The 15537-nt window shown below is 66.3% G+C and carries 15 protein-coding genes and 1 tRNA gene; 8 read left to right on the forward strand and 8 right to left on the reverse strand.

Annotated elements, in window-relative coordinates; translation table 11 throughout:
• Window positions 1-30: 30 nt before the first annotated feature.
• Window positions 31-1209, reverse strand: a complete 1179-nt coding sequence (locus tag A7G45_RS29290) for a PrsW family intramembrane metalloprotease (RefSeq protein ID WP_377042136.1) — start codon at window positions 1207-1209, stop codon at window positions 31-33.
• A 180-nt stretch (window positions 1210-1389) separates the two neighbouring features.
• Here A7G45_RS29290 and rpsA point away from each other — a divergent pair, with 180 nt between their 5' ends.
• The 3 genes from rpsA (at window position 1390) to coaE (ending at window position 5404) form a co-directional block, all read left to right on the forward strand.
• Complete coding sequence (gene rpsA / locus A7G45_RS29295) at window positions 1390-2832, forward strand: 30S ribosomal protein S1 (RefSeq protein ID WP_043399456.1); 1443 nt, start codon at window positions 1390-1392, stop codon at window positions 2830-2832.
• Between the two features lie 121 nt (window positions 2833-2953).
• Window positions 2954-4165 (forward strand): zinc metallochaperone AztD, encoded by a 1212-nt coding sequence (gene aztD, locus A7G45_RS29300; RefSeq protein ID WP_260942128.1) that lies wholly within the window; start codon window positions 2954-2956, stop codon window positions 4163-4165.
• A 24-nt stretch (window positions 4166-4189) separates the two neighbouring features.
• The gene (gene coaE / locus A7G45_RS29305) at window positions 4190-5404 is read left to right on the forward strand and encodes a dephospho-CoA kinase (protein ID WP_260942130.1); all 1215 of its coding nucleotides are present in this window, start codon (window positions 4190-4192) and stop codon (window positions 5402-5404) included.
• Here the strand turns inward: coaE and A7G45_RS29310 are convergent.
• The 3 genes from A7G45_RS29310 to A7G45_RS29320 are packed head-to-tail and all read right to left on the reverse strand — an operon-like array spanning window position 5401 to window position 6881.
• Window positions 5401-5991: a hypothetical protein gene (locus tag A7G45_RS29310; protein WP_260942132.1), complete on the reverse strand. Its 591-nt coding sequence runs from the start codon at window positions 5989-5991 to the stop codon at window positions 5401-5403. The two genes, coaE and A7G45_RS29310, sit on opposite strands and share 4 nt — an antisense overlap.
• 11 nt (window positions 5992-6002) lie before the next feature.
• The gene (locus A7G45_RS29315) at window positions 6003-6509 is read right to left on the reverse strand and encodes a ribonuclease FAU-1 family protein (protein WP_260942243.1); all 507 of its coding nucleotides are present in this window, start codon (window positions 6507-6509) and stop codon (window positions 6003-6005) included.
• Window positions 6510-6533: 24 nt separating this feature from the next.
• Window positions 6534-6881, reverse strand: coding sequence for a hypothetical protein (locus A7G45_RS29320; protein WP_260942134.1), 348 nt, complete (start codon window positions 6879-6881; stop codon window positions 6534-6536).
• 160 nt (window positions 6882-7041) lie between these two features.
• Here A7G45_RS29320 and uvrB point away from each other — a divergent pair, with 160 nt between their 5' ends.
• Together uvrB and A7G45_RS29330 are read left to right on the forward strand one after the other, a co-directional pair.
• Window positions 7042-9201: an excinuclease ABC subunit UvrB gene (gene uvrB, locus A7G45_RS29325; protein WP_260942135.1), complete on the forward strand. Its 2160-nt coding sequence runs from the start codon at window positions 7042-7044 to the stop codon at window positions 9199-9201.
• A gap of 45 nt (window positions 9202-9246) precedes the next feature.
• Complete coding sequence (locus tag A7G45_RS29330) at window positions 9247-10647, forward strand: MFS transporter (RefSeq protein ID WP_260942137.1); 1401 nt, start codon at window positions 9247-9249, stop codon at window positions 10645-10647.
• On the opposite strand, the gene A7G45_RS29335 is transcribed toward A7G45_RS29330, so the two are convergent.
• Window positions 10644-11624, reverse strand: a complete 981-nt coding sequence (locus tag A7G45_RS29335; protein WP_260942138.1) for an acyl-ACP desaturase — start codon at window positions 11622-11624, stop codon at window positions 10644-10646. The genes A7G45_RS29330 and A7G45_RS29335 overlap by 4 nt on opposite strands.
• Window positions 11625-11693: 69 nt before the next feature.
• Entirely contained in the window at window positions 11694-12425 is a 732-nt protein-coding gene (locus A7G45_RS29340; RefSeq protein ID WP_071286233.1) for an MgtC/SapB family protein, read from the reverse strand.
• Between the two features lie 85 nt (window positions 12426-12510).
• On the opposite strand from A7G45_RS29340, the gene A7G45_RS29345 reads away from it, so the two are divergent.
• A complete protein-coding gene (locus tag A7G45_RS29345) occupies window positions 12511-13281 on the forward strand; it encodes a DUF899 domain-containing protein (RefSeq protein WP_260942140.1) in 771 nt (256 codons plus the stop codon).
• A gap of 60 nt (window positions 13282-13341) precedes the next feature.
• Window positions 13342-13415 (forward strand) — tRNA-Cys (locus tag A7G45_RS29350).
• Here A7G45_RS29350 and A7G45_RS29355 read toward each other — a convergent pair.
• Window positions 13416-14279: an ATP-grasp fold amidoligase family protein gene (locus A7G45_RS29355; protein ID WP_260942141.1), complete on the reverse strand. Its 864-nt coding sequence runs from the start codon at window positions 14277-14279 to the stop codon at window positions 13416-13418.
• 30 nt (window positions 14280-14309) lie between these two features.
• Between A7G45_RS29355 and A7G45_RS29360 the strand changes: the two genes are divergently transcribed.
• Complete coding sequence (locus tag A7G45_RS29360) at window positions 14310-14729, forward strand: hypothetical protein (RefSeq protein WP_260942143.1); 420 nt, start codon at window positions 14310-14312, stop codon at window positions 14727-14729.
• 34 nt (window positions 14730-14763) lie between these two features.
• Here A7G45_RS29360 and A7G45_RS29365 read toward each other — a convergent pair.
• On the reverse strand, window positions 14764-15537 hold a 774-nt coding region (locus tag A7G45_RS29365; protein WP_260942145.1), incomplete at its 5' end, for an HNH endonuclease signature motif containing protein.

Consider the following 15537-nt stretch of genomic DNA (forward strand, 5'->3'; position numbering starts at 1 on the left):
AAGTATCGCTGACCCGCGCAAACGGTTAAGTCACACCGCCCGGTAGTTGGCCAACCACTGCAGCACCGGAGCCTGCGCCCGGGTGGCGGTCAACCAGTACGCCTCCTCGGCGTGCAGCTGATAGGTCCGCTGGTCGGCCAGGCCCCGGTCGATGCGGTCCCGAACGAACGCCAAGTCGACGACCTGTACGGCGAATTCCTTCACCGATTTCCCGGCCGCGGCGCCGCCGAACCGTGCAGCAGCGGCGATCGCACCCTTGCGGGTGCGCATCGAGCCGAGCCACGTCGCCTCGTTCGGGGTGATCAGGCCGGAGGCGACGAGCCCGGGCAGCTTCTCGGCGACCACCCGCTGTTCCCGGCGGCGGCCCAGCACTCCGGTGACGATGGCCAGCGCGAAGATCGGCACCATCCAGAACAGGTAGACCGCGAAATAGGCCCCGGCGCCGACGACGGTCGAGCCGTTCCACAACATGTGCATGACCACTGCGGCGAGGTAGCCGAGTCCGATGTACAGCACCTTCGCGCCGGCGCCGCGGTGCTGCAGCGCGAGGTACACGCCGATGCCGGTCATGCTGGTGAACAGCGGATGCGCGAAGGGACCCATGATCAGCCGCAGTGCTGCGGTGAGCAGGGAGTGGGCGATGTTCTCGCCCATGGCGATGTAGAAGATGTTCTCTAGCCACGCGAAGCCCGCGGCCACGAACCCGGCGTAGACCAGGCAGTCGGTCAGTGAGTTGAGTTCGTTGCGGCGCCGGCCGGTCATCATCAGCAGCAGGAACACACCCTTGGCGGCCTCTTCGATGACCGGCGCGCCGATGGCCATCGCCGCGAAGCCGTCCTTGCCCAGCAGGGGTGTGGACAGCGTCTCCAGCAGCACCGAGATGACGACGCTGATCGAGGCGCCCCAGACGAACGCGAAGATCAGCAGCCGCGGCGGCTCGGGCTCCCACCGGTCGAACCACAGGTAGGTCAGCAGCACCAGCGCCGTCGCGATGCTGGCCAGCACGAACCCGATGGTCATGCCGATCGGGTTGGTGAGGGTGGTCAGGATCAGGAGGCAACCGACGAGCACACCGAGTCCGATGATCACGCCGAGGGGCGCACCGACCTTGCGGATTCGCCGCGGCATCGGCGCCAGATACGGGTACGGCGGCGGTACGGGCGACGGGGCGGGATACACGACACGCAGGATATCGGCCCGGAACGACATTCCCCTGCAGCGGAGTAGACCGCGTTTGGCCTGCGTCTACGGGTCTAGTACCCTCAACAAGTACCTGTGTCCACATGGGCTACGGGTGCGTGTGAAACGTTCGGCGGTAACGCCGCGACGCGTCATGAAACACAAACCATTCTGTCCCTACGATTCAACCTGTCCGGAGCCACCCAACACATGCCAAGTCCCTCCATCACCTCGCCGCAAGTAGCCATCAACGACATTGGCTCGGCCGAGGACTTTCTCGCCGCTATCGACAAGACCATCAAGTACTTCAACGATGGCGACATCGTCGAAGGGACCATCGTCAAGGTGGACCGCGATGAGGTTCTGCTCGACATCGGTTACAAGACCGAAGGTGTCATTCCTTCTCGCGAACTTTCCATCAAGCACGACGTCGACCCCAACGAGGTCGTTTCCGTGGGCGATGAGGTCGAAGCCCTCGTTCTCACCAAGGAGGACAAGGAAGGCCGCCTGATCCTGTCCAAGAAGCGGGCTCAGTACGAGCGCGCCTGGGGCACCATCGAGGAGCTCAAGGAGAAGGACGAGGCCGTCAAGGGCACCGTCATCGAGGTCGTCAAGGGCGGCCTGATCCTCGACATCGGCCTGCGCGGCTTCCTGCCCGCATCGCTCGTCGAGATGCGTCGTGTCCGCGATCTGCAGCCGTACATCGGCAAGGAGATCGAGGCCAAGATCATCGAGCTCGACAAGAACCGCAACAACGTGGTCCTGTCGCGTCGTGCCTGGCTGGAGCAGACGCAGTCCGAGGTCCGCAGCGAGTTCCTCAACCAGCTCACCAAGGGCGCCATCCGCAAGGGTGTCGTGTCCTCGATCGTCAACTTCGGCGCGTTCGTCGACCTGGGCGGCGTGGACGGCCTGGTGCACGTCTCGGAGCTGTCCTGGAAGCACATCGATCACCCGTCCGAGGTGGTTCAGGTGGGCGACGAGGTCACCGTCGAGGTGCTCGACGTCGACATGGACCGCGAGCGGGTTTCGCTGTCGCTCAAGGCGACTCAGGAAGACCCGTGGCGCCACTTCGCCCGCACCCACGCGATCGGCCAGATCGTCCCGGGCAAGGTCACCAAGCTGGTGCCGTTCGGTGCGTTCGTCCGCGTCGAAGAGGGCATCGAGGGCCTGGTGCACATCTCGGAGCTGTCCGAGCGCCACGTCGAGGTCCCGGACCAGGTGGTCCAGGTCGGCGACGACGCGATGGTCAAGGTCATCGACATCGACCTGGAGCGTCGCCGCATCTCGCTGAGCCTCAAGCAGGCCAACGAGGACTACACCGAGGAGTTCGACCCGTCGAAGTACGGCATGGCCGACAGCTACGACGAGCAGGGCAACTACATCTTCCCCGAGGGCTTCGACGCCGACAGCAACGAATGGCTGGAAGGCTTCGAGAAGCAGCGTGACGAGTGGGAGGCCCGGTACGCCGAGGCCGAGCGTCGCCACAAGATGCACACCGCCCAGATGGAGAAGTTCGCCGCGGCCGACGCCGAGGCAGCTGCCCGTCCGGCGACCAGCGGTTCGTCCTCGCGTTCCGAGGAGTCGACCGGTGGCACCCTGGCCAGCGACGCCCAGTTGGCGGCGCTGCGCGAGAAGCTCGCCGGCAACGCCTAACCGAAGTACGAGAAAGCTCCCCGGCTCAACAGAGCCGGGGAGTTTTTCGTTGTGCGGCAACCAGATACATGCGCACATCGCCAATTGACAATCATTTTCAATAACTGTTTGACTCGTCGCCATGTTGGCGAAACGAGCTCTGACAGCACTATCCCTGACGCTGTTGGCCGCGGGCTGTGCCACAGCGACGGAGCCGACGGCGCAGTCACCTCAGGTCGGCCGGTCCACCGAACGTGCCGGCGCCACTCCGCGCCTGGCGCTCAGCTATGACGGCGGTGTGCTCGTCCTCGACGCTGCCACCCTGCAGCAGGCGACCGATATCCCGATGGACGGCTTTGTTCGGTTGAACTCGGCCGCCAACGGCAGGCACGTCCTGGTCTCCCGGTCCGACGGATTCGCGGTCCTCGACATGGGCACCTGGACCGACCAGCACGGCGATCACCGGCACTATTACACCGCCGGTCCGCGGCTCACCGACATCCGATTCGGCGGCTCCGAACCTGGCCATGTGGTGGCCCACGATGGCCGGCTGACGTTGTTCACCGACAGCACCGGCGCGGTCGACGTCGTCGATCCCGACCGGCTGCTCGATGGCGACGGCGATGCGCACCATGCAACTACCGCCACGCCGCATCACGGTGTGGCGGTAGCGCGCGCCGACGGCAGCATCGTGCTGAGCGTTGGTGACGACAAAACCCGTTCCGGCGCACAGATTCTCGATGCCGGCGGGCACCGGGTCGCGATCAGCGATCAATGCCCAGGTCTGCACGGGGAGGCCGCTGCCGCCGACGGCAGCCTCCTCTTCGGCTGTCAGGACGGCGTTCTCCTGGTGCGCGGCAACGACATCCGTAAGGTCGCGAGCCCTGATCCGTACGGGCGGATCGGCAACCAGGCCGGTAGTGACACCTCATCGGTGATCCTCGGGGACTACAAGACCGACCCGAAGGCCGTGCTGGAACGCCCGCGCCGGTTCACCCTCACCGATACCGCCACGGGCGCCATCACGGTGGTGCCGATCGACACCAGCTACAGTTTCCGGTCCTTGGACCGAGGACCGAAGGGTGAGGCGATCATCCTCGGCACCGACGGGTTCCTGCATGTTTTCGACCCGGTCAGCGCCCGGCGCACCGCGCACATCAAGGTTGTGGGCCCCTGGACCGAGCCCGACGAATGGCAGTCGCCGATGCCGAATCTGCACATTCAGGACGGTATTGCGTACGTCAGTGATCCGGCGGCACGGCGACTGGTCGCGGTGAACCTGACCGATGGCCGGACCGTGGCGGAGACAACTCTGCCGCACCCGACGGTCGAGCTGACCGGCGTCGCCGGCTGAGTCCGCGCCTGACAGACTGTCCCGGTGCTTCGTATCGGACTGAGCGGCGGCATCGGCGCCGGAAAATCCACTGTGTCATCGACCTTCGCGGCGGCGGGCGGCATCATCGTCGACGGCGACGTCATCGCCCGTGAGGTGGTGGAGCCCGGCACCGAGGGCCTGGCCGCCCTGGTCAAGGCGTTCGGCGAGGACATCCTGTTGCCTGATGGTTCGCTCAACCGGCCGGCGCTGGCCGCGGTGGCGTTCAGCGACGAGGAGAAGCGCAAGACTCTCAATGGCATCGTGCACCCGCTCGTCGGCAAGCGCCGTGCCGAGCTCATCGACGCCGCTCCGGTGGGTTCTGTTGTGGTGGAAGACATTCCGTTGCTCGTCGAATCGCAGATGGCGCCGCTGTTCCCGTTGGTCGTGATGGTGCACGCCGAGGAAGATGTGCGCGTCGCGCGACTGATCGAGTACCGCGGCTTCTCGGAGGACGACGCCCGCGCCCGGATCGCGGCGCAGGCGACCGTCGAACAGCGGCAGGCGGTAGCGGACGTCTGGCTGGACAACCACGGCAGCGCCGAGGAACTGGCGGCCAAGGCCCGTGAGCTGTGGGAGCAGCGGATCGTTCCGTTCGCGCGCAACGTGCAGGCCGGGGTACCGGCCACCGTCGCACCGGCGGTGGTGTCGTATGACGAGACGTGGCCCGAGCAGGCCCGCCGGATCGTGGCCCGGCTGAGCACCACGTGCGGGCACCGGGCGGTGCGGGTCGATCACATCGGGTCGACGGCGGTGCCGGATCTGGACGCCAAGGACGTCATCGACATCCAGGTGACCGTGAAGTCGCTGGAGGTGGCCGACGAGCTCACCGACCTACTGTCGACGGCCGGCTACCCGCGGAACGCGGACATCACCGATGACGTCGCGAAGGACGACGCCCGCAGCACCGTCGCCGAATTCGACCATTCCGACGACAAGGCCCTGTGGCAGAAGCGTTTTCACGCCTCGGCCGATCCCGGACGACCGACGAACGTGCACATCCGGGTCGACGGTTGGCCCGGGCAGCAGTTCGCGTTGCTGTTCCCGGCGTGGATCGCCGCCAACCCGGAAGAGCGCCTCGAGTACCTCGCCCTCAAGCACGATGCGATGGCCGCCGCGCCGGCCACCAGCGGGGAATATGCCGACGCCAAGGAGCCCTGGCTCGCCGGCGCGTACCGACGGGCCTGGACCTGGGCTGACGAAACCGGTTGGCGCCCTTAGTGCGTGGCCGATGCGGGTGCTGCGGGCGCTGCCGGTGCCGGTGTCGCGGGCGTGCCCGGCAGTTCGGCGCTGTACTGCTGGCTGGGATCGAAGTCGGTCACGGAACCACAGCTGAGCACCCCGTAACCGGGGTCCTGGCGCTGAGGTGTCAGACGCGGGGCGACGAACTGGTCGGCCTGGGCCACGATCTCGTCGTCGACGAGGATCTCGCAGTGCAGGCTGGCTGAGTACGGCCACTGGATCGACACCTGCATACCGGCGTTCGCCGGGGAGTTGAGGACAGCGGACGCCTCGAACATCTCGCCGGGAAGCAGTGACGGCGTCGCCGAATTGAGCTGGGTGTCGGTGAGCCGGTAGGTCACCAGCGTGCCGCGGGACACCCCGTCGATCCGGGCCCGATAGGTGACGTTGTGCGGCCCCTGGCTGGGCGGTGCGGTGTCGCCGGCCGGAACCGCCGGTGCAGGCGGGGCGGGGGGCGCCGGGTCAGCGGCCGACGTCGCGGCGAAAAACAGGGGGGTGCTGGTGACCACTGCGGTGGCGCACGCCAGCGATGCCGCGGCCATCCGTCCGCGTCTGATCGATGTCATGGTTGTTGACATTACCTGTCGCGCCAGGTCAGTGACATACCGAGACTGGCTAGCCAATCACCCAGCTGGTATTTGTGCCGGGCCAACCCGTCGATGGCGGCGGTCGCTGTGGTGATGGCGCGTTCACCGTCGTCGGTGCTCACCAGGTGGTGACGTACCGCGTCGAGCAGCTCGTCGACGTCCTCCAGTTCGACGCCCACCCCGGACCGCACCACCAGGTCCAGGTAGTGGTCCTCGGACGTCCAGACTCGTTCGCCGGCGGTGAACCGGCCGACGTCGAGGTAGAAGTCCTGGTCGCGCTCGTGTCCGGGATTGAAATGGAAGATGCTGGCACGCAGGCCGATCGAGGGCAGCAGCCACGATTCCAGGTAGTGGAACTGCGGCCGGCCGGGGGTGGGACGCGCCATGTAGAGGCCCCACGGCTCGACTCGGTACACGTCGACAGCCCGCACGATGCCCTTGGGATCGGTATTCGTGCCGGCGGTCAGATTGAACGTTTCATGCTTTGGCGGGTGGATAGCCTGAGTCTATGGTGCTGAGCGTCAAGGGGACGAGATACTCGGCGCCTGAGCGGGTGCCGGCCGCGTGGCACCGGGTGCGGTCGGGTTCGTGCGCCCGCAGACGGTGTTCTGGAACACGCCGTTGATGTACTCATCGCTGCAGTACTCGCCGCCGGAGAGGTAGTCGCAGGTCGATTTGCGATCGTTGCCGACCATCGTCGTTCCGTAGACGCCACCCAGATCAGGGTCCTGGCACTCGGATTTGATTCTTGCTTCGGATATTGGTTTCGGCGTCGGATTCTTCGGCGTGGCGACGGCGGGCACCGCGAGAGCAAAAGCCGCAATAAGGGCAGTTGCTGTCGCGATTGCGGTGCGCAGGGTGGTCTGCATGGCGATTCCTCATTCCTGAATGGCGGACAGCTGAGAGATCGCTGCGTGGTTACAGTGTGAACCTTGACCAGCGGCAATGCTATGGGCGATTTCGTGGCGTGATCGCGTCGGCGAAACGCCACGGCGCACGATGTCGGTGCCCGCCTCTACCCTGGTATCCATGGCCTTCGCGACCGAATACCCAGTCCTCGCGCACTCGGAGCACCGGCCGGTCGACGCCATGGTGCGAGCCGGCAACAAGTTCGAAGTGGTCAGTCCGTACGACCCGGCGGGTGACCAGCCTGCGGCCATCGAGGATCTCGAACGGCGCATCAGGGCGGGGGAGCGTGACGTGGTGCTGCTCGGTGCCACCGGTACCGGTAAGTCGGCGACCACCGCCTGGTTGATCGAGCGGCTGCAGCGTCCCACGCTGGTGATGGCGCCCAACAAGACCCTGGCCGCTCAGCTGGCCAACGAGTTGCGGGAGATGTTGCCGCACAACGCCGTTGAGTACTTCGTCTCGTACTACGACTACTACCAGCCCGAGGCGTACATCGCCCAGACGGACACCTACATCGAGAAGGACAGCTCGATCAACGACGACGTCGAGCGGCTGCGGCACTCGGCGACGTCCAGCCTGCTGTCACGCCGCGACGTCGTGGTGGTGGCGTCGGTGTCGTGCATCTACGGCCTCGGTACCCCGCAGTCGTACATGGACCGGTCCGTCGAACTGAAGGTCGGCGACGACGTGCCGCGTGACGGTCTGCTGCGCCTGCTCGTCGATATCCAATACAAGCGCAACGACGTGGCGTTCACCCGCGGCACGTTCCGGGTGCGCGGCGACACCCTCGAGATCATCCCGTCCTACGAGGAACTCGCGGTGCGCATCGAGTTCTTCGGCGACGAGGTCGAGGCGCTGTACTACCTGCACCCGCTGACCGGTGACGTGGTGCGCAAGGTCGATTCGCTGCGTATCTTCCCGGCCACCCACTATGTGGCCGGGCCCGAGCGGATGGCCATGGCGATCTCGACCATCGAGCAGGAGCTGGAAGAGCGGCTGGCGCAGCTGGAAGGCCAGGGCAAGCTGCTGGAGGCGCAGCGGCTGCGGATGCGAACCAACTACGACGTCGAGATGATGAAGCAGGTCGGGTTCTGCTCGGGCATCGAGAACTACTCGCGGCACATCGACGGTCGCGCCGCGGGTTCGGCGCCGGCGACGCTGCTGGACTACTTCCCGGACGACTTCCTGCTCGTCATCGACGAGTCCCACGTCACGGTGCCGCAGATCGGCGCCATGTACGAGGGCGACATGTCCCGCAAGCGCAACCTGGTCGACTTCGGCTTCCGGCTGCCGTCGGCAGTCGATAACCGGCCGCTGACCTGGGAGGAGTTCGCCGACCGCATCGGGCAGACGGTGTACCTGTCGGCGACGCCCGGCTCCTACGAGATGGCCCAGTCCGGGGGCGAGTTCGTCGAGCAGGTCATCCGGCCGACGGGCCTGGTCGACCCCGAGATCGTCGTCAAACCGACCAAGGGCCAGATCGACGACCTCATCGGCGAAATCCGCAAGCGCACCGAGCGTGACGAACGCGTGCTGGTCACGACCCTGACCAAGAAGATGGCCGAGGACCTCACCGACTATCTGCTCGAGACGGGCATCCGGGTGCGGTACCTGCATTCCGAGGTGGACACCCTGCGCCGCGTGGAGCTGCTGCGTCAGCTGCGGCTGGGCGACTATGACGTCCTGGTCGGCATCAACCTGCTGCGCGAGGGCCTGGACCTGCCCGAGGTGTCGCTGGTCGCGATCCTCGACGCCGACAAGGAGGGCTTCCTGCGTTCGGCGCGAAGCCTCATCCAGACCATCGGCCGCGCGGCGCGCAACGTGTCCGGCGAGGTGCACATGTACGCCGACAAGATCACCGACTCCATGCAGGCTGCCATCGAGGAGACCGAACGTCGCCGCGCCAAGCAGGTCGCCTACAACGAGGAGAACGGCATCGACCCGCAGCCGCTGCGGAAGAAGATCGCCGACATCCTCGACCAGGTGTACCGCGAGGCGGAAGACACCGAAACCGTCGAAATCGGCGGTTCGGGTCGCAACGCCTCCCGCGGTCGCCGGGCCCAGGGTGAGCCGGGGCGGGCAGTCAGCGCCGGCATCGTCGAAGGACGCGACACCGCGAACATGCCGCGTGCCGAGCTGGCGGACCTGATCAAGGACCTCACCGCGCAGATGATGAATGCGGCACGGGATCTGCAGTTCGAGCTCGCGGCCCGCATTCGTGACGAGGTGGCCGACCTGAAGAAGGAGCTGCGCGGAATGGATGCGGCCGGGCTGAAATGACCGCTCGTTGACCTCAACCGTGGTTGAGCCTCTAGCGTCGCCGACGTGACCGACACACACGCCGAAACCGCGACCGCAGGCAGCTGGCGGGAGCTGCTCGGTCCCAAGTATCTGGGTGCGTCGACGGTACTGGCCGGTGGTGTTGCGCTGTACGCGACCAACGAGTTCCTGACCATCAGCCTGCTGCCCAGCGCGGTAACTGACATCGGCGGCGGACGGCTGTATGCCTGGGTCACCACGGTGTACCTGGTGGCGTCGGTGATGGCGGCGACGACAGTCAGCGCCATGGTGGCCCGCTTCGGTCCGCGACAGGCATATGTGTTGGGGTTCAGTGTTTTTGCGCTCGGCAGCGTCGTGTGTGCCCTGGCACCGACCATGGAGGTGATGCTGGCCGGGCGCGTCGTGCAGGGCGCTGCGGGCGGCACGCTGGCCGGGCTGGGCTACGCGGTGATCAATACGGCTCTGCCGCAATCGCTTTGGCCGAAGGCGTCGGCGCTGGTGTCGGCGATGTGGGGTGTCGGGACACTGCTCGGCCCCTCGTCGGGGGGCTTGTTCGCGCAGTTGGGTGTGTGGCGCTGGGCATTCGGCGCGCTCGCCATCCTGACCGTGGCCGTGATGGTCCTGGTCCCGTTGAGTCTGCCGGGCCGGTCTGCCGACCACGTGCGCGTGCCGCTGCGGATTCCGGTGTGGTCGTTGGTGATTCTCGGATCGGCGGCCATGGCGATCAGCGTCGCCGGCATCCAGCGCAGCGTGCCGCTCATGGTGGTGCTGCTGGCCGGCGGCGTCGCGCTGGTCGGAGTGTTCATCGTCGTGGACCGGCGGATGTCCGTGAGTGTGCTGCCGAAGACCGCCTACGGGCCGGGCCCGTTCAAGTGGATCTATGTGACCCTGGGCGTGTTGATGGCGGCCACCATGGCCGACATGTACGTGCCGCTGTACGGCCAGCGCCTGGCCGGCCTGGTGCCGTTGACGGCGGGCTTTCTCGCCGTGGCGCTGAGCGTGGGCTGGACGGTCAGCGAGATCGTCAGCGCCTCGGTCACCACACCCGCTCGGGTGGTGCGCATCGTGGCGGTGGCGCCGTTGGTGATGGGGATCGGACTCGGTGCTGCCGCGCTCAGCCAGGTCGATGGCGCCTCACCCGCAGTCGTCGGCGTCTGGGCGCTCGCGCTTCTGGTCACCGGGATCGGTGTCGGCATGGCGTGGCCCCACCTGTCGGTGTGGGCCATGGGCCGGGTCGACGATCCCGCGGAAGGGACGGTGGCCGCGGCAGCGATCAACACCGTTCAGCTGATCTGCGGAGCTTTCGGTGCCGGGCTGGCCGGCATCGTCGTCAACACGGTCGATCGGCCCGACGCCGTCGGGGCCAGTTGGTTGTTCGCCGTATTCGCCGGCTTGGCGGCGCTGGGGTGTGTGGCGTCGTATCGGGCCGGCCGGGGGAGCAGCTAGCCCACCACGGCGGAATCGCGCTGCTCGGCGCGAGAGGCTTCCCGTGCCAGCAGCCGGTCACGTTGCTCCTCGAACCTGCTGGCCTGCTTCGCCATCGTCTCGAGGTAGGCGGCCAGCTCTTCGCGGCGCTTCTCCCCGCGAGCGGTGAAATCGGTGCGATCGAAGATCTTCCACTGGCGCAGCGGCGGCAGGACGACTTCCTCCAGATGCTGGCGCAGATCGTAGATGCCGTGCTTGGCCATCAGGACGCCGTAACGCCGGAAGTTCGGCATGCCGGTGCCGGGCATCCGGAACTTCTCGATCACCGAGGCGACCGAGTGCAGGGTCTGGTCCGGTGCCAGATCAAGTGCGGCCGCACTCATCTGGCGGTAGAAGATCATGTGCAGGTTCTCATCGGCCGCCACCCGTTGCAGCAGCCGGTCAGCCACCGGGTCGTTGCAGACCTTGCCGGTGTTGCGATGGCTGACTCGGGTGGCCAGTTCCTGGAACGTCGGATACACGATGGCCATCAGCACCCCGGCACCGATGGCTTCTTCCTCTTCGGCGGTCGGCGCAAATCCGTTGGCTACGTGCTCCATCCGGGCTTGCTCCAGCGCCACCGGGTCAACCCCGCGATTCACCACCAGATAGTCGCGGAGGGCGATGCCGTGCCGGTTCTCTTCGGCGGTCCAGCGGTTGACCCAGGTGCCCCACGCGCTGTCCAGCGACAAATGGGTCATGGCTTCGCGGTGGTAGGACGGCAGATTGTCTTCGGTGAGCAGGTTGGTGATCATGGCGGCTTTGGCCAGCTCACTCAGCTGTGACTGCTCGGGATCCCAGTCCTCGCCGCCCGCCGCCGCGAAGTTCTTCCCATTGGCCCACGGCACGTAATCATGCGGATACCAGTGCACCGACCTCGACAGATGCTGGTTGAGGGCGTCGGCGGCTACCGGCTCCAGCTCGGCCAAGTAGTCAGAATCAGTCAATTCGCGCGTCATACGTCCCGTCACCCCGTTAGTTCTGCGAAACGTACAGGAACATCGGGTGTCGGCGCGCCTCCGCGTGCGTCAGTCGGGATCTTCTGTGATTTGACGCACACCGATGACCCCATCGACCTGGGCCAGCACGGCGGCGGCCCCGATGACCCCGGAACCGGCCAGCGTCACCTGGACGCCGACGTGGCCGGGTGGCGCCTCGAGGGGTTCTCCGGCGGGGTCGGTCTCCAGGTCGGTGACCTGCCAGTCACGCCGGCCGCACGCCTGCAACACGTCCCGTAGGACGCCGCGGTCGTCTGCATAGGTGATGTGGAGCCGGACGGTCGCGCCCAGGCGCGAGGCCAGCCGCCGGGCCAGCGGCATGAACCCCACGATGATCAGCAGGTGCATCCCGGTCATCACGCTGGCCAGCAGCAGCAAGCCGGCGCCGGCGGCCATGCCGATCGCCGCCGACTCCCACACCGAGGCCGCGGTGGTCAGCCCATGCACCGAGCCCCGGCGCACGATGATGATGCCCGCACCGAGAAAGCCGATGCCCGAGACGATCTGGGCCGCGACGCGAGACGGGTCGACGACCACCAGCCCTGGGGTCAGCACGTCGCCGAAGCCGTACTTGCTCACCAGCATGATCAGCGCCGCTGCGGTGCCGACGATGGTCTGTGTGCGCAAACCAGCGCTCTTGCCCTGGATTTCGCGTTCCAGTCCGATGAGTGCGGTCAGGCCGAACGCGACCACGAGTTCGATGATCTGCCGCGAGCCCTGCCCGGGCCCGCCGAAAAAGGCGGGATCTGCCAGCCATTCCATGGGGGACAAACTAACGCGCTCCGATGACTTTTGGCGGGAGTCGAAGTCTGTCTTATAGAGCCGATATCTCACGAGGAGTGATGTCATGTCCGCGCAACCAAACGCTTACCCCGATGTCGTCACACAGGAGGAATGGATCGGGGCTCGCACGAAGCTCCTGGCCAGGGAACGGGAGGCGACGCATCTGCGCGACGCGGTCAACGCCGAACGCCGTCGGCTGCCGATGGTGAAGATCGAGAAGAACTACGTGTTCGACGGACCCGACGGCGCCGTCAGCTTGCTGGACATGTTCGAGGGTCGCAGCCAGCTTTACATCCACCACTTCATGTGGGTCGACGCGATCGATGCCGGCTGCCCGAGCTGCACCGCCGCGGCCGATCTGACGTTCACGGAAGAGGATCGAAAGCTGTTGTACGGCAAGGGCGTCACCTTTGCGTGCGTCTCTCGGGCTCCGTACGACAGCATCGCCCGGTATCGCGACCAGCACGGCTGGACGTTTCCGTGGTACTCGTCGCGTGATGGCGACTTCACCTACGACTTCCACGTGACGCTCGACCCGGCGCGGGCGCCGGTCGAATACAACTACAAGGCGCTCGACGAGCTGTACGCCGACGGCTGGACCGACGATGACCTGCGCGGAGACTGGCCCGGCGCCAGTGTTTTCCTGCGCCGCGACGACGAGGTGTTCCATACCTATTCGGCGTACGCGCGCGGGCTCGATCATTCGGCAGTGGGCTATCCGTTCCTGGATCTGACCCCGTACGGACGTCAGGAGCCGTGGGAGGACTCGCCGGCCGGCTGGCCGCAGGGCGGCCCGGTGGTGGGTCGGCCAGTGGGGGACTGCTGCGAGGGGTAGCAATCACCGCGATCTCAACCATGGGCACGCGCAGCCTCTGCTGGCACTCTGGTCATCAGTGCGGGTGTGGCTGAGTGGCTAGGCACCGGCCTGCAAAGCCGTTCACACGGGTTCGAATCCCGTCACTCGCTCCACTACTGGAGCTCGGGTAGCTGCCACCAGCTCCCGAGCTCCAGGTCAAAAGTTGCCGGTGAGTACTGCGCGAATCCGCTCACCGGATAGGCGGCGGTCTCGCCGAACCAGATCTCACCGTCGACGTTGTAGAGGTCGACGCGCAGGAAGTCGAAGCCTGCCGCGATACGTTCGGCGACCGCCAGCATCTCGGTCAGCTGCGCGGGTGGCGCGACGTGCGGGGTGTCTTCTGATCCGGGCCTGGTGGCTACCCGGGTCCATGTCCGGTCGTAGTACGTCGGGCATGGATCGGTGGCTCGTTCGGAGACGTGCAACACATAGCGTGCGACACCGTCGAACACAAAGAACTTGTAGTCAGTCGGGAACCCGGCTGCGTCGCCGATCCGCTCCTCGACGAGGAACCTCGGATTGGCGCGGCTGTAGGCCCATTCGCCCATGATGTGCCAGTTCTCGTTGAACAGCCAGCCCTTGGTGCGGGCGGTCAGCCGCTGAACATCGGGAACTCCCGTGCCCGCGACGATCTTTCCCCAGCGATGTGTGGGTTTGAGAATCCACCGGTCAGGTAGTCCGACGGTGACGAGCTCGGTCAGGTCGGTGCCGGACCACAGCGTGCGGGGGACGCGCACGCTGTCGCCGGCAGTCTGGCGGGCCAGTTCTTTGACGGCGAGCTTGTCGCAGGTCGGGCTGAGCAGCTCGCGGCGGTCGTGCAGGATGCGCCAGTTGACTTTGTCGGTGAACCGCTGCGGTTCGATCAACTCGGGCAACCGCCGGTGCTGGCGCGCATAAAGTACGAATCTGCGCCAACGTAGCGGTATCGCACGCGCTACCAGACCGCTGACCTGCTGAGCTGCAGTACTGGGTGGCACCGCGACAGCTTAAATGTGTGAGGAGATGGGTTGCCGGGAGATGCGATTCGTGACTGGTTCGTCGAATGGGAGCAGCTGATCCGGGCGGTCGATTACGCCGGCGCGCGCAGGTTGTTCGACCAGGAAGTCGTGGGGTTCGGTACCTACATGCGCCTCGTGCACGGGATCGACGAATTGGTCGATGCGCAGTGGCGATCGATCTGGGGGCGTATCAGCGACTTTCGCTTCGATCTGGACTCGCTGGCCACCCGAACTTCACCGGACGGGCTGTCCGGCTCGGGGATATGCCTTTGGTCGTCAACGGGTTACGACGCCGATCGTCGCGCGTTTGTCAGACCAGGGCGCGCGACGGTGCTGCTGGCGCGGTCGACGGTCGATGCTCCGTGGTTGGGCGTACATACCCATCTGTCTCTGGTGCCGGGAACCCCGCAGCAGACGTTTGGCCCCTGAAAGTCGTGATTTTTCAGGGGCATTCACGTTTTGTTCAGTGCGGTGGTGGTTTATCGTTTTCGCCGGTCTCGTGGGCGGCTTCGCGGGCTGCGTGTCGGCGGTCGGCGGCTTCTTGGGCGGCCGCTGCTGCTTGGAGGTCGGCGTCGTTGAGGGCGCGTTCGTAGGCGATGCGCTGGGCTTGGTTCTGGGCGCGGGTGCGCCGCCGGATGGGCATCATGATGCCCCGGCCGGGAGCCGGTGGGGTGTCGAGGTCGGTGGCACTCGATGGTGGTGGGTCGGGTAGTGGGGTGTCAACCTGCTTGTGGGGAAACAGGATTCGGCTTTCGGGCACGCTGGTGTAGGTGTGCCCGGTGGGTGCGGTCCACACGATGGTCCCGTCGGGCTGTTGGCGGTCCCGCCAACCATCAGGCCCGCTGTAGAAGGTTTTGAGTAGGTGGTGTTTTCGGCATTTCGGGCTGAGGTTGCCCGGATGGGTGGGCCCGGCGGGCCAGGGAATGGTGTGGTCGACATCGCAGGCGGTCGCAGGCTGATCGCAGCCGGGGAACATGCACGTCATGGCCCGCATCCGCACGAATTCGTCGATCGCGGCCGACGGCCGGTACCGGGGCACTCCACCCAGATCAGTCGCCGAGGCGACGGTGCGGACTTTGGCGCCGCGGGCCACCAGGTCAGCGAGCAGTGCCGGCGGCACCACCGCACCGCCGACCACATAGCCGACAGGGGTGCGCACCGGAGCCGGGGCTCGGACAGGTGCCGACGCGGGGGCGGGTGCTGGGACCGGTGCCGCTTCGGGCGCGGTCTCGTGCTC

This window comes from Mycolicibacterium llatzerense, from assembly GCF_025331195.1.
Lineage (GTDB): Bacteria > Actinomycetota > Actinomycetes > Mycobacteriales > Mycobacteriaceae > Mycobacterium > Mycobacterium llatzerense.

What these genes read in the sequence shown, in the direction of transcription:
- A7G45_RS29290 (WP_377042136.1), bottom strand. Translation starts at nt 1,209, where the DNA reads ATGTCGTTCCGGGCCGATATCCTGCGTGTCGTGTATCCCGCCCCGTCG.
- rpsA (WP_043399456.1), top strand. Translation starts at nt 1,390, where the DNA reads ATGCCAAGTCCCTCCATCACCTCGCCGCAAGTAGCCATCAACGACATT.
- aztD (WP_260942128.1), top strand. Translation starts at nt 2,954, where the DNA reads ATGTTGGCGAAACGAGCTCTGACAGCACTATCCCTGACGCTGTTGGCC.
- A7G45_RS29310 (WP_260942132.1), bottom strand. Translation starts at nt 5,991, where the DNA reads ATGACATCGATCAGACGCGGACGGATGGCCGCGGCATCGCTGGCGTGC.
- A7G45_RS29320 (WP_260942134.1), bottom strand. Translation starts at nt 6,881, where the DNA reads ATGCAGACCACCCTGCGCACCGCAATCGCGACAGCAACTGCCCTTATT.
- uvrB (WP_260942135.1), top strand. Translation starts at nt 7,042, where the DNA reads ATGGCCTTCGCGACCGAATACCCAGTCCTCGCGCACTCGGAGCACCGG.
- A7G45_RS29335 (WP_260942138.1), bottom strand. Translation starts at nt 11,624, where the DNA reads ATGACGCGCGAATTGACTGATTCTGACTACTTGGCCGAGCTGGAGCCG.
- A7G45_RS29340 (WP_071286233.1), bottom strand. Translation starts at nt 12,425, where the DNA reads ATGGAATGGCTGGCAGATCCCGCCTTTTTCGGCGGGCCCGGGCAGGGC.
- A7G45_RS29345 (WP_260942140.1), top strand. Translation starts at nt 12,511, where the DNA reads ATGTCCGCGCAACCAAACGCTTACCCCGATGTCGTCACACAGGAGGAA.